The following is a 12,937-nucleotide window of genomic DNA, read 5'->3' as shown; positions in this document are numbered from 1 at the left end:
GGGCGGGGTCGAGCCGGTGGCCCAGGCGTTCACCTTTCCCGACGGCTGGCATGCCGGCGGGTATCTGTCGTCGATCGACTGGTGTTTTCTGGATGGCGGTTTCGCCACCGATGGCCCGGCGCGGGCCTGGGCGCGCCCGAAGGTGGCGCTGGTGGCCGGTGAGGCGATGACGCCGTGGCAGCGGGTGCTGACGGTGGGCGATTCCGGCAGTGGGATCAGCGCCTGCGCCCCACCGGCCGAGCATCCGGCGATCAACTGCGATTTCACCGTGGTGCTGCATCGGGATCCGGTGGGGCACTGGGTCGGGATGGACTCGCGCACCCTCGTCACGCCCGGGCAGGGCGCCTTCACGCAGACGACGGTCTTCGATTCCGCCGGGCCAGCGGGGCTGGCGACGCAGACACTGGTGGTCTGAGCTTCCGTTCCGGCGGCGGTCAGAGCAGCCGACCGACGATGACGAAGGCGGCCAGCCCGAACATCACCGCGTTGATCAGCACGCTCCGCGGCTCATGCAGCCGAGAATGCGCCCAGGCGGCGCCGATCATCACCACGCACAACCCCAGCGCGGCCAGCGGCGTCAGCACCGTCCCGATCCCGGTGAGCCCCGGCGCCACCAGTCCGACCGCCGCCAGCAACTCCATCGCCGCGGTGAAACGCACCACCGGCATCGGAAACATCGCCACCCCGGTCTGGCCGGTGGCGATCAAGCGCTCGCGCGCCATGGTGAGTTTGGCGGCCCCGGATGCGGCGAAATGTGACGGTCGGTTGTCACATTCGTCGGCGCCGGATCGTCTAGGGAGGGGATGGGGAATCAACGCGAGAGGTGTGATCACCGATGAGCAATGAGCTGCCCTACATCGACGAACACACGGTACGTGTGGATGCGTCGCGACAGGCGGCGTGGGTTGGACTGCGGCGGTACGTGGAGTCCCTGCTGCGCGGTGCGCAGCGCAATCCCCTTGTCGCACTGCTCGGTCCGCAACCCCGGGCCGGTTTCGACGTGGCGGAAAGCGTTGAGCAGCAGCGGCTCAGCCTTGCCGGGCGGCATCGCTTCTCGCGGTATCGGCTGATCTTCGAACTGAGTGACGCGCCGGGTGGTGGCACGTGCGTGCACGCCCGCTCCTACGCGGAGTTCCCGGGGCTGCACGGGAGTGTGTATCGGGCATTGGTGATCGGGACGCGCTTACACGTTGTCGCGACGAATTACATGCTGCGGGGGATTCGGGCGGGGGTGGTCGGGAAGTCTCGTTGACCTGGATCGGTCAGTTCACTCCCGACCGACGCCACCGCCGCAGCATCGCCGACGTCGGCATGCTCGGCTATCCTGGCAGCAGCTCACGAGTGGACGGCAGTTCGGGTACCTGGCCCGTCGTCCCGGCAACCGCGCCACCACCGCACGGTGCCCCAGGGGAAGAGCCGGCACGCGGTCAGTGTGCAAGGGGTGGCTGCCCGGGTGCGGCACCGCCGGGAAGGCGACATGCCCGAACTGGACTGGGAACTGTTGCAAGAGTTGGCGGCCGGGTTCGGCGCCGACGCCGACGCCCACCACTACGGGACGGAGGGTTCCACGCGGACCAGCTGGAGTCACCTGTCGAAAGCGGGGCGGACGTGAAGTATGTCCGGCCTGCCTACCGTGACCGGCTCGGCCGCCTCAGCGATGCCGAGTTGCTGGCCTACGCCCGGCGCAAATACGGGAACCCGTACCTGACGTCGGCGGCGGCACAAGCGATGCGCCAGCTTGAGCTCAAATATCTGCATCTCAGCGCGGCCGATGAACAGCGCCGACGACTGCACGCCGCCCGGTTTCCGACGAGTCCGCGTGAGGCCCAATGAGCGCCGAGCGCGGCTGGATCGGCGAACCTCAGCAGCCACGGCAGTGGCACAGATCGTATGCGTCGGCGCGTGCCGACAAAATCCGTGCGGCACAAGAGCTACGACGACGCGAGATCTTGCAGCAGGTGACCGAGGGTGAGGAGCGCCGAAAGCAAGCGCTGTCGCCGCGAGCTCGCCGGTGAGCCGACCATGTCGGTGCCCCCTGAAAGAATTCAGGTGCAAGCGAAAGGGAGGTCCACCTTGGCTGATTCGGTGGCGCAGGGCTACGACATCATCGGTGACATCCACGGCTGCGCCAGCCAGCTCGAAGCGCTGCTCCCCGAGCTGGGATACGAGATCACCGACAGCACAGGCGAATACCGCCACCCGCATCGGCAGGCGATTTTCGTCGGTGACCTGATCGACCGCGGCGACGAACAGCTGCGGGTGCTGCAGGTGGTCAAAGCGATGGTCGATGCCGGCAGCGCGCAGATCGTGATGGGCAACCACGAGTTCAACGCACTGGCCTACCACACCGAATCGCCGGCCGGCAGCGGTAAGTATCTGCGCTCGCATTCACCGAAGCACACCGGGCAACACGAGGAATTTCTCGCCCAACTCGACGCCGACCAGCAGCGCTACTACCTGGACTGGTTCGCCACCTTCCCGCTGTGGCTGGACTTGGGTGGGCTGCGGGTGGTGCATGCCTGCTGGCACGACGAGTCGATCGCGGTGGTGCAGCAACTGTGCGGATCGACGGCGCCGTTCGCCGACCGGGATCACCTCGTGGACGCCAACACGAAGGGGCACCCGCTGTACGACGCGATCGAGAACCTGCTCAAAGGTCCGGAGATCAGCCTGGTCGACGATTACGACCAGACTGCTTACAAAGACAAGGACGGCAACACCCGCGACAAGGCGCGCATCTGCTGGTGGAACAGTGACGCACGCACGCTTCGCGATGTCGCCGTGATGGACGGCGGCTTCACCACTTTCGATGGCGACCCCTACCCGGAATTGCCGGAGCTGGAATTGCTTACCGGCGCGGAGTCGTACGTCTACACCGGTCAGGCCCCGGTGTTCTACGGCCACTACTGGCGCAAAGCCGCTCCCAAACCCGGGCACGACTGGACGCAACGCACCGCCTGCGTGGACTTCAGCGCAGTCAAGGGCGGGGCGCTGACCGCGTACTGCTGGTCGGGGGAGAGCGAGATCAACCCCGACAACTACCATCAGCTCGGCTCGAAGTCCCGCGGATAGCCGGGGCTACACACGCTAATGTATGTGCATGTCCCGGTTGGAGCACCGGCTTCAGATCTTGCTCGACGATGAACGCCATCGCCGTATCACGGCGGCGGCACGTGAGCGCGGTGTTTCGGTGGCAACCGTGGTGCGCGAGGCTATCGATCGTGGCCTCGCCGGCCCAGGTGAGCGGCGCAAAGCCGCAGGGCAATACATTCTCGATGCTCCCGACATGGATGTTCCCGAACCGGCGGAGCTGAAGCAGGAGTTGGATGCGGTGCGTGGGCGACGCGGATGATTCTGCTCGACACGACGGTGCTGGTCTATGCCAAGGGTTCGAAGCACCGGTTCCGAGGCCCCTGCCGGGACTTGCTCCAGGCCAGCATCGATGGGGACATCGAAGCGACGACAACCGCCGAGGTGATCCAGGAGTTTGTGCATAATTCGTGCCCGCCGGCGCGATCGCCGGGACGCGGTTGCGCTGGGCCGAAGCTATTCTGAGGTGCTCTTGCCGCTGGTGAGTGTGACCGTTGATCACCTTGAGCGTGGTCTGACGATGTTCGAGACGATCCCCAGTGTTGGTGCCTTCGACGCGGTCCTGGCCGCGGTGGCCAAGTCCACCGGAGCAACTTTGGTCTCGGCCGACGGTGGGTTTAGCGATATCCCCGGGATCACCCACGGCGTGCCCGATGCGGCGGGCGTCGCCGGTCTACTTGGCACCACCTGATCTGCCCGTAGGCTGGTAGCGTGCCACCGCTAAGCCTGAGCGCCGACTTCGCCGGCGCCTTCCCCGAGCTCGCGCAGCCCTGGCAGGCCGCCACCCCGCCCGACCCGAAGCTGCTGATACTCAACGAAAAGCTGGCCGCAGAACTGGGTCTCGACCCCGACTGGCTACGCAGCCCGGACGGCCTGAAGCTGTTGACCGGCACCAGCGTTCCCGACGGCGCCACCCCAGTCGCGCAGGCCTACGCCGGACACCAGTTCGGCAACTACGTCCCGTTGCTCGGCGACGGCCGTGCCCTGCTGCTCGGCGAGCTGGCCGGTGACCACCGCCGCGACATTCACCTCAAGGGCTCCGGGCGCACCCCCTTCGCCCGCGGCGGCGACGGCCTGGCCGTGGTCGGCCCGATGCTGCGCGAATACGTGATCAGCGAAGCCATGCACGCGCTGGGGATCCCCACCACCCGGTCACTGGCCGTGGTCGCCACCGGAGAACAAGTACAACGGGAAGCGCCGCTGCCTGGGGCGGTGCTGACCCGCATCGCCGCCAGCCACCTGCGGGTGGGCAGCTTCCAGCTCGTCGCCCAGCAGGCCCGCGCCACCGACGATCTGGGCTTGCTGCGCCGGCTGGCCGACTACGCCATCGCCCGTCATCACCCCGACGCCGCGACCGCCGAAAACCCTTACCGGGCACTGTTCCAGGCGGTGCTCGATGCCCAAGCGTCGCTGATCGCGAAGTGGATGCTGGTCGGATTCGTGCACGGGGTGATGAACACCGACAACATGACGATCTCCGGGGAGACCATCGACTACGGGCCGTGTGCGTTCATGGAGGCCTACGACCCGGCGACGGTATTCAGCTCCATCGACTATGCCGGGCGTTACGCCTACGGAAACCAGCCGCTGGTCGCGCAGTGGAACCTGGCTCGCTTCGCCGAGACCCTCCTGCCGTTGTTCGCCGACGACGAAGAGACCGCGGTGAACGTAGCGATGGAAACGTTGGAAGGTTTCATGCCGCTCTATCACGGCTTCTGGTCGGCTGGGATGCTGGCCAAGTTCGGGTTGACCGGCAGTGTGGATGCGGCCGCACTGATCGATCAGGCGTTGGCGCTGATGAAAGACAACGCCGTTGACTACACCTCGTTCTTCCGGAACCTGGCGCGGGCCGGCCGCGGCGACACCGAGGCGCTGTCACCGGTCTTCGATGACTGGTTGGCGCGCTGGCAGGCCATGGGGCCCGACGTCGACGCGATGGACCGCGTCAACCCGGTCTACATTCCGCGCAACCATCTCGTGGAACAGGCGTTGACCGCCGCGATGCGCGATGATCTCGCGCCGGTGCGCAAGCTGTTGGACGTCATCAGCGAGCCCTACCGGCAGCGGCCCGGTCTGGAGGCCTATGCCGCGCCGGCCCCGCCGGAATTCGGTGACTACCGGACCTTCTGCGGCACCTGAGCTTGGCTACCGTGTCGTGGTGACCAGCGTCAGCTCCCACGCGGTGAGCCACGGCTTGATCAGCTGCGCGACGGAATAGATGTGCGGGCCGTCGCAGGACGGCTCGGAGTAGTCGCCGTTGGACACCGCGGTGAAGATCCCGATCGCCTCGATCGCGCCATCAGGCCGGATCGCATAGACCGGCCCGCCGGAGTCGCCGCACTTGGCGGTCGCGGCGAACCGGATCTTGTTCTCCTCGCTGGCGACCACCGGACCGCACATCGCGCCGCCGCTGCGGATCCCGAAATGGCAGACCGTCTGGCCGATTTCGACCCGGTCGGCCAGGCCGACCACCGGATGCCCGTCGACTTCGGAGGTCAGTGGGATCTTGCCGGGCTGGTCGACCATGATCAGGCCGATGTCGAAGTCGTTCCAGTCGTTGCCGTCGTAGATGCTTTCGGCGAAGGTGCCGATGACCGGATATTTGTAGAGCCCGCCGTGGCGGATGGCCACCGCGGCGGGCCCGCCGGGTTTGTTGCAGTGCCCGGCCGACAGCAGCCCGGGCTGGTCGTCTTTGGTGCGCACCAGGAACCCCGCGGTGCAGCTGATGTTGTCGGAGCCGTCGGCGGGGCTGACGTTGAGACCGATTCCGGGTCCGATCGCCTTGGCCGCCGGAATCGGGATCGGATTGCCCGCCGGGTGGGTGCGACTGGTCCACACCGTGCCCACCATGACCGCGACGACGACGACCGCGATGGCCACCCGGGTGATCAGGGCACTGAGGGGACGTTTACCGGAGGCAGCCATGCAGGTGTGCTCCCGGATGGTCGGCGGGGCGGAATGCACCGACTGTACCGAGGGCTGGGCAGATCGCGGCGCGAAGGCGATTTCGAGCGGACAATTGCGTTCAGGGGGACGCTCGGGAAGGACGAAACAATGAGCACCTCGATTCAATCGCAGAACACCACCCGGATGTTTGCCCGGGTGGTCGGCCCGTTCTTAGCCGTGCTCTGCGTGACTGCCGCCGTGCAGGGCCCGCAGTTATGGACGCGAGTCTCGGATGCCGCCAACGATCCGCTCTGGTCGTGGGTGGCCGGAGCGTTCACCTTGCTGGCCGGCCTGGTGGTGATCGCCTTGCACCCGTACTGGCGCGGTGTCGCAGCGTTCAGCGTGTCCGCGCTGGGCTGGCTGACCGCGGTTAAGGGACTTTTGCTGGTGGCGTTTCCGGCGACCGTGATGTCGCTGCCGGCGGAGTGGATGGGGGCCGTGACCGTGTGGCGGGTCGTCTATGTGGCGTTTGCGCTGCTGGGCCTGTACCTGGCGTATGTCGGGTGGGCGCCGGGGACCAGCGGGACGGAGCCGCGGGAGCACAGGGCGAAGTGGGATCTGCCGCGGGCGGCGTGATGCCGCCGATCGCCCCGGGCGCCGGTGTCGTAAGCAACATCTAGGCTGCTGCCAACGCGACACCGGCGTCGTTGGTGTCGCCTTGCCTCAAGGAGGATCAACATCACGCAACGCCGCGATGGCGACGGAAAGCGTGGTGAGGCGCTGCTGGCCATCGACGCCCCAAAACTCCCGGAAATCATGCGGGGGATCGGCACCAAGTTCGACCGCTACGATGCTGCCGATGAAATGCCGTGGAATCTTGCTACCGTTCGCAAGCGCTCGATATTGCTCGACGATGTCCTGCCAAAGATCTTCCTGCTGCTCGGTTTTCCAGCGGTAGTGACGTTGGTACAGCGGAACCCGAAACTGGCGGTCCTGAGTCCTCAGGTCGCGGAACGTTCTTTCTCTGGCTTGCGTTCACCGCAGGATAGCCGTCATCGTCGCGCAGCGGTGCAAGAAGGTCGGCTGCCCCTCTCGACGCCGGTGAGATCATCGCAGCATTGAATACGAACGGAGTGTTGAAGACCACCGATAAACCGTCTGTCCCATCGGCTACCCTGCCGGCCATGGACATCGGCGTCTACGAATTGCTGCTCACTGAGCGGCTCAACGCCCAACTCGCGCAACGTGACGACCTGCGCGCCGACTACGGCGCCGTCGACGAAACCGAGCAGGCTTTGACCATCGCCCGCCACCTCGCGTCAATCATCGAACGGTCGTTGCATACGGCGCGCACTATCGAAGACCGCGTGGTCCTGGCCCACCGAATCCTGGATGTACTGCCCGACACTTACACCGACGGCGCCGCCCTGCACACGCGCGAACCTGGCAAGATCAGCCGCCTCGACGAAGTGAGACGCGTAACGGCATTGGGCGCCACGAACCTCCCGCGTCCAGCTACCCCCTTCTCCGATGCCGCGCTGATGACCAACGGTCGCGGTGAGCCCACCCTGGCCGCCGAGCTGCGGGCTGAGCTTGCCAGCGCTGACCGGGTCGATTTGCTGTGCGCGTTCGTCAAATGGCAGGGCCTGCGGCTGCTAGAAAAGGAGCTCACCGAGCTACGCGAGCGCAACATCCCGCTGCGCGTCATCACCACCACCTACCTGGGCGCCACCGACGCACGCGCCCTGGACGCCCTGGTGAATGAGTTCGGCGCCCAGGTCCGGGTCAACTACGACACCACCATCACCCGCCTGCACGCCAAAGCGTGGCTGCTGCGGCGCAACACCGGCTTCCACACGGCCTACGTCGGCTCCAGCAACCTTTCGCACGCTGCCCTAGTCGACGGGCTGGAATGGAACGTGCGCCTTTCTGCGGTCGCCACCCCACATCTGCTTGAGAAATTCCGGGCTACCTTCGATTCCTACTGGGAGAACCGCGATTTCGAGTCATACCGTCCCGGCCGCGACGGTGATCGGCTCCGCCAGGCCCTCCAAACCGCATCCGGAGACCGCAAGCGCGACCCGCTGGCGGTCACCCTGTCCGGCCTGGAAGTGCGCCCTAAGCCCTTTCAGGCCGAGATGCTCGAACAACTCGACGCCGAACGCACCCTGCACGACCGGCACCGAAACCTGATTGTCGCTGCCACCGGTACCGGCAAAACCGTCATGGCTGCCCTGGACTATCGTCGGCTGGCCCGCGACATTCACGGCCGCGATCTCACCCTGCTGTTTGTCGCGCACCGCAAGGAAATCCTCGGTCAAGCCCAACGCATGTACCGGGAAGTCCTCACCGATGCCACCTTCGGCGAACTGCTCGTCGACGGCCAGCAGCCGACCAAGTGGCGCCACGTGTTCGCCAGCATTCAATCACTGTCGGCGAACCGGCTGGCCGGCATCGCCCCCGGCCACTTCGACGTCGTCGTGGTCGATGAGTTCCACCACGCAGAAGCTGCTTCCTATCGCCGACTGCTCGATTATGTGCAGCCGACAGAATTGCTCGGGCTGACCGCCACCCCGGAGCGCGCCGACGGTGTCGACGTGCGCGCCTTCTTCGACGGCCGCATCGCCGCCGAACTGCGACTGTGGGAGGCCCTCGAACAAAACTTGCTCTGCCCGTTCCACTACTTCGGTATTCACGACGGCACCGACTTGGAAACCGTCCAATGGAAGCGCGGCGGCTACGATCTGGCCGCGCTGAGTACTGTCTACACCGGTAACGACGCCCGAACCCGCATCGTGCTCAAACAACTGCACGACAAGGTCGGTGACGTCGCAGCCATGCGCGGGTTGGGGTTTTGCGTCAGCGTCGACCACGCCCGCTATATGGCCCAGTGCTTCAACGACGCCGGCATTCCTGCCCTGGCCGTCTCGGGCGACACACCCGCCAATGAGCGCCGCGCTGCTCTGGCCGCGCTGCGCAACCGCGACATCAACATCATCTTCGCCGTCGACCTATTCAACGAGGGCCTCGACATCCCCGAGGTCGACACCGTGCTGTTCTTGCGCCCCACCGAAAGCGCCACCGTCTTCCTGCAGCAATTGGGACGCGGGCTGCGACTCACTCACGGCAAGACCGTGCTGACCGCGCTCGACTTCGTTGGGCACCAGCGCCGGGAATTCCGCTTCGACCAACGCTTCCGGGCCCTGACCGGAACGGGCGGCAAGGCGCTGCAACACCAGGTCGAGCAAGGCTTCCCATTTCTACCGTCGGGAAGCCAGATCGTGCTCGACCGGGTCGCGCAAAAACTGGTGTTGGACAACATCAAACAACAAGTGGCGCCCCGTTGGGCGGCGCTCGTCTCCGAAGTGCGATCTCACCTCGACGACCGGCTGGCGGGCTACCTCGACGCCTACGGTCGGGGTCTTCCCGACATCCTGAAGAACAACCGGTCCTGGACTACGTTGTGCCGCGAGGCCGGGAAGCTGGCCCTTGAAGCCGGCCCCCGAGAGACGCACCTGGTCAAACGCGTCCGTGCCCTCGCGCACACGGACGATCGACTGCGCTGGCAGAGCTATCGGGCCTGTCTTGATGGGGCTATCGACCTGAGCGGCCCGGCCGAACGACGACTGGCCGCGATGCTGTTCTACTCGCTGTTCCCCAACGGCGGCGGCTTCGCTGATGTCGCAGCCGGACTCGGTGCCCTGGCCGGAGAACCCATCGTCGACGAAATGCGCCAGGTCATTGATATCGCCTTCGATACCGCCAGGCGCACCACCTACGACCTGGGTGTTCTCGTTCCGTCGCTGGCCGAGGTTCCGCTGCAAGTGCACGCCACCTACTCGCGCGAGGAAATCTTGGCCGCATTGGACTACGCGGCTCAAAACCGCACCCCGAGCACCATGCGTGAGGGTGTCGTATGGCGCCCAGAGCTCAACACCGACGCGTTCCTGATCACGCTGAAGAAGTCCGAGACCGACTACTCGCCGACCACTATGTACCGCGACTTCGCGCTCAGCGACCGGCTGTTTCACTGGGAGTCGCAGTCCACCACCTCGGCAGCCTCGCCGACTGGGCAGCGCTACATCCATCACCGCGAAAACGGCTCACACATCCTGTTGTTCGTACGGGCTGCCAAATCCAACGCGCTCGGCGCGGCGCCGTATGTGTTCCTTGGACCGGCCGACTACGTCTCACACGAGGGCGAGAAACCGATGGCGATCACTTGGCGGCTGCACCAGCCGATGCCGGCGGAGGTGTTTCAGGCGTGGAGCGTGGCGGTGGCGTAGGTCTCGGATAGCGCCTGCGATACCGTTTTGCGAACTGCCTACGTTCTTGGGCCGGGACCGTGATGGCACTCGCCCTGCCCCGCACCAACGCCAACCCGAATCCACCACTGCGGATGGCTGATATCCAGCCGGATGCTCTGCTGGTACCCCGACCACGTTGGCGCCCCTGGGGCCTGGCCGCGGTAGAGCCCACGGGCGGCCGCGACCACCCGCTCATACTCGGTCGGCCAGCCGATGTCGCTGGCGATCTGCTCCAGCATGGCGCGGTCGCGCCCGAGCACGCGGTCCACGATCTGCAGCGACGGCAAGGCGTGCCGCTTGTCACCGTTGCACCGCGTGCAGGCTAGGACCAGGTTGGCCAGCCCATCGATCCCGACCAGCGACCAGGGCAGCACATGATCGATCGGATTGTCGGACCGTAACGCGGTGTCGCAGTAGAAGCATCGCGCGCCGAATACGTCTTTGAACGGTTCGCGCACCGCGGCCAACGAGATCCGTTCCCGCCCGAACAGGTGGCCGCTCACGTCGGGTACCTCGGCGTCGAGGAACTTGTTCATCCGCCGTACGTCATCGACCCACATGATCTCCAGCGCCGGCTTGAGCAGCCCGGCCAGTCGCGCCAACCCGTGGGCGACCCCCGGCTTGAGTTCGATGGCATCACCGTGGTCGCGCAGGTTGGCCCGCGAGACGTGATCGTGCAGAAATGAATCGTCGTAGAGAAACCGGTCGCCGGCGGCGCCACCCGGCAGATGCTGCAGCCGGTGCAAGGGCTGCCGGGCCAGACACAGGGTGATCTCGTCGATCGCCGTGCGGTAGGCCTGCGGGGCGCCTTGCATCGCGATCGCGAGTGCCGAACCGTGGTGGCCGGCACCGGACTCCTCGCGGAACCTGGTGGTGGCGGCGAGGATCCGAGCGCGCGGCTGCGTTGACTGACGAAGCTCGTGGCCATCGAAGGGGCGCACCTGGCGCCAGTAGATCTCCAAAACACGGTGCGCCAGCTCGGGTATCGGCACGGTCAGCGGCGCGTCCGGATCATCGGGAAGGTGCTCGATGCAGTGGTCAATCAGCGCCGTGATCGTGGCGAGCTTGTAGGTGGCAGTCCGCAAGCCGGTCTGCAGAATTGCGACCACCCGCTGGCCGAGCAGCAGCGGGTCGATAAGCCCGTCAGCCACCGCACGTCTCCGCATCGGAGCACCGTCGCACAGGCTGCGTCGTCGGAAGCCGGCGGTAGAAAGACACGAGACGCAGTATGGCAGGAGGTGTCGATGTCTAAAGGCAAGCTCGTGCGAGACAAGATCCCCAACTTGATCCGCGCGTCGGGGCGCACCCCGGATGTTCGGGTGCTCGATGAGACAGCCTACCGCGAGGCCTTGCACGACAAGCTCCTCGAGGAGGCGGCCGAACTAAGAGAGGCAGTGACCACGACCGAGGTGGTCGCCGAGATCGCCGACGTGTTGGAGGTGCTCGCTGCGATGGCCGCGTTGCACGGCCTGAGCTTCGAGGACCTGGTTGTCGCTGCGGAACGGAAGCGTCGCGAGCGGGGCGGGTTCGTCCAACGGTGGTGGCTGCCCACCGCCGGCGCCGATTGTCTCCCATATGGGCCCGGAGCGTCCCCCGACGTAGGACGAACTGTCACACCCCCCTCGTAGCCTCCAGGCCATGAACACGTTGACGGACCGGGCCGGCGCAGCACTGCGTGCCGGCATCGGTCCGGTCGCCGCTGTACTGCTTGTTGTCTCGCTGTTCGGATCGGCCGGGTGGGTCATCGCGACCGTGGTGCTGGCCGCGCTCGTGTTCGCCGGCTACCTAGTGATGCCCTACCTCGATGAGCAGCGGACCCTTGCGGTGCGCTACCGCAAAGAGGTTCGTGAGCGCGCCGATCGGCAGCACCATTGGGTGTTGCGCGGCGACAGTAGAGGTTTCTACGGGCCCGACGGCGCCGAGCTGATGCGCCGCATCGAGGCCGACTCGACAGCCGATAGCCTCGACGATCCCGACGACGATCCTCCAGCCGCCGCAGTGGCCTACACCCCCGAAGCCCTGGCCACGCTGATCGCCGACAAGCCCGCCTGCTGGCGCTATGCGGTCTTTGCTTCTGTGCTGGTGCAGCGGCGTGCGGAGCTGCAACCACGTCTGCGCGATCAAGAACTGGGCTACGCTCCGAGCCGAAGCACCCGCATCCACACCGGATTCAAGCTGGCGCAGCACCTGTTTGAGCTACTTGAGCAATTGTTGGCGCTGATGGACCAGATCGAGCAGTTGATGCTCAGCTCGGGGTTCACCCGGATGTTCGGCGATCCCACCGACGGCGACAGCGCCGACGCCGACGCGATCGTGCATGCCGCAAACCGGCTGATGGATCTGCACGAGCGGGTGCTCACACTGGCCGAACGCTGCCGTGGCATCGACACACTGAGCGACCACGCCGACGTGGTCCGCGACTGCGCCCGGGTGTTCGATGCCCCGCTAGAGGGCTACCGCAAATTCATCGACGAGTTCGTCGAACGCGTCGGCGAATTTCCCGAACTACTGCGCTACGCCCGTGGCTACATCGAAATGGACCCGATCATGTTGGAAGTCAACGACAGCAACGGGCTGCTGGACAAGGCCTTCGCCGGGATCCGGTCGTTGGCGCCGGCGGACCGGTGACCGTTGCGGGCATCGTCACAGTAGGT

Annotated in this window: 14 protein-coding genes, 2 pseudogenes and 1 riboswitch; of the genes and pseudogenes, 12 read left to right on the top strand and 4 right to left on the bottom strand. The window is 66.0% G+C overall.

What is annotated here, in order from left to right; all coding sequences use genetic code 11:
- Window positions 1-415, top strand: a pseudogene (locus tag DQP56_RS09420) (thioesterase family protein); the annotation flags it as partial.
- A 19-nt stretch (window positions 416-434) separates the two neighbouring features.
- Here the strand turns inward: DQP56_RS09420 and DQP56_RS09415 are convergent.
- Window positions 435-812: a DoxX family protein gene (locus DQP56_RS09415; RefSeq protein ID WP_112684789.1), complete on the bottom strand. Its 378-nt coding sequence runs from the start codon at window positions 810-812 to the stop codon at window positions 435-437.
- Window positions 813-835: 23 nt separating this feature from the next.
- Here DQP56_RS09415 and DQP56_RS09410 point away from each other — a divergent pair, with 23 nt between their 5' ends.
- The 7 genes and pseudogenes from DQP56_RS09410 (at window position 836) to DQP56_RS09385 (ending at window position 5,229) form a co-directional block, all read left to right on the top strand.
- Window positions 836-1,252 carry a hypothetical protein gene (locus tag DQP56_RS09410; protein WP_112684773.1) on the top strand — a complete coding sequence of 139 codons (417 nt, stop codon included), beginning with the start codon at window positions 836-838 and terminating at the stop codon, window positions 1,250-1,252.
- Between the two features lie 81 nt (window positions 1,253-1,333).
- Window positions 1,334-1,447, top strand: a riboswitch (SAM riboswitch).
- Window positions 1,442-1,612, top strand: coding sequence for a hypothetical protein (locus DQP56_RS24655; protein ID WP_165824955.1), 171 nt, complete (start codon window positions 1,442-1,444; stop codon window positions 1,610-1,612). (Overlaps the previous riboswitch by 6 nt.)
- A complete protein-coding gene (locus tag DQP56_RS09405; RefSeq protein ID WP_112684771.1) occupies window positions 1,609-1,833 on the top strand; it encodes a hypothetical protein in 225 nt (74 codons plus the stop codon). The genes DQP56_RS24655 and DQP56_RS09405 overlap by 4 nt, the downstream gene beginning before the upstream one ends.
- Before the next feature lie 240 nt (window positions 1,834-2,073).
- Entirely contained in the window at window positions 2,074-3,072 is a 999-nt protein-coding gene (locus tag DQP56_RS09400; protein ID WP_112684787.1) for a metallophosphoesterase, read from the top strand.
- A gap of 28 nt (window positions 3,073-3,100) precedes the next feature.
- Window positions 3,101-3,352, top strand: coding sequence for a ribbon-helix-helix domain-containing protein (locus DQP56_RS09395; RefSeq protein ID WP_112684769.1), 252 nt, complete (start codon window positions 3,101-3,103; stop codon window positions 3,350-3,352).
- A pseudogene (locus DQP56_RS25745) lies at window positions 3,349-3,781 on the top strand (type II toxin-antitoxin system VapC family toxin). Before DQP56_RS09395 ends, DQP56_RS25745 begins: the two are co-directional and overlap by 4 nt.
- 20 nt (window positions 3,782-3,801) lie before the next feature.
- Complete coding sequence (locus tag DQP56_RS09385) at window positions 3,802-5,229, top strand: protein adenylyltransferase SelO (protein WP_112684767.1); 1,428 nt, start codon at window positions 3,802-3,804, stop codon at window positions 5,227-5,229.
- Window positions 5,230-5,235: 6 nt separating this feature from the next.
- Here the strand turns inward: DQP56_RS09385 and DQP56_RS09380 are convergent, their stop codons facing one another.
- Complete coding sequence (locus DQP56_RS09380; protein ID WP_112684785.1) at window positions 5,236-6,015, bottom strand: S1 family peptidase; 780 nt, start codon at window positions 6,013-6,015, stop codon at window positions 5,236-5,238.
- 129 nt (window positions 6,016-6,144) lie between these two features.
- Here DQP56_RS09380 and DQP56_RS09375 point away from each other — a divergent pair, with 129 nt between their 5' ends.
- A complete protein-coding gene (locus DQP56_RS09375; RefSeq protein WP_112684765.1) occupies window positions 6,145-6,612 on the top strand; it encodes a hypothetical protein in 468 nt (155 codons plus the stop codon).
- Between the two features lie 87 nt (window positions 6,613-6,699).
- Here DQP56_RS09375 and DQP56_RS25740 read toward each other — a convergent pair whose 3' ends face one another.
- On the bottom strand, window positions 6,700-6,948 hold the full coding sequence (locus tag DQP56_RS25740; RefSeq protein ID WP_353617118.1) for a DUF262 domain-containing protein: 249 nt from the start codon (window positions 6,946-6,948) through the stop codon (window positions 6,700-6,702).
- Between the two features lie 212 nt (window positions 6,949-7,160).
- Here DQP56_RS25740 and DQP56_RS09365 point away from each other — a divergent pair, with 212 nt between their 5' ends.
- A complete protein-coding gene (locus DQP56_RS09365; RefSeq protein WP_112684763.1) occupies window positions 7,161-10,262 on the top strand; it encodes a DEAD/DEAH box helicase in 3,102 nt (1,033 codons plus the stop codon).
- Window positions 10,263-10,300: 38 nt separating this feature from the next.
- Here DQP56_RS09365 and DQP56_RS09360 read toward each other — a convergent pair whose 3' ends face one another.
- The gene (locus DQP56_RS09360; RefSeq protein ID WP_234825573.1) at window positions 10,301-11,434 is read right to left on the bottom strand and encodes an HNH endonuclease; all 1,134 of its coding nucleotides are present in this window, start codon (window positions 11,432-11,434) and stop codon (window positions 10,301-10,303) included.
- Window positions 11,435-11,527: 93 nt separating this feature from the next.
- Between DQP56_RS09360 and DQP56_RS09355 the strand changes: the two genes are divergently transcribed.
- Both DQP56_RS09355 and DQP56_RS09350 read left to right on the top strand, forming a co-directional pair.
- Complete coding sequence (locus DQP56_RS09355; protein ID WP_112684781.1) at window positions 11,528-11,911, top strand: nucleoside triphosphate pyrophosphohydrolase; 384 nt, start codon at window positions 11,528-11,530, stop codon at window positions 11,909-11,911.
- A gap of 10 nt (window positions 11,912-11,921) precedes the next feature.
- On the top strand, window positions 11,922-12,911 hold the full coding sequence (locus DQP56_RS09350) for a hypothetical protein (protein ID WP_112684759.1): 990 nt from the start codon (window positions 11,922-11,924) through the stop codon (window positions 12,909-12,911).
- Window positions 12,912-12,937 lie beyond the last annotated feature (26 nt).

It is taken from the genome of Mycolicibacter senuensis (genome assembly GCF_003284925.1).
Classification (GTDB): Bacteria; Actinomycetota; Actinomycetes; order Mycobacteriales; family Mycobacteriaceae; genus Mycobacterium; species Mycobacterium algericum_A.
Note: the sequence above shows the minus strand (reverse complement) of the source record. Positions and strands in the feature narration are given on the sequence as shown.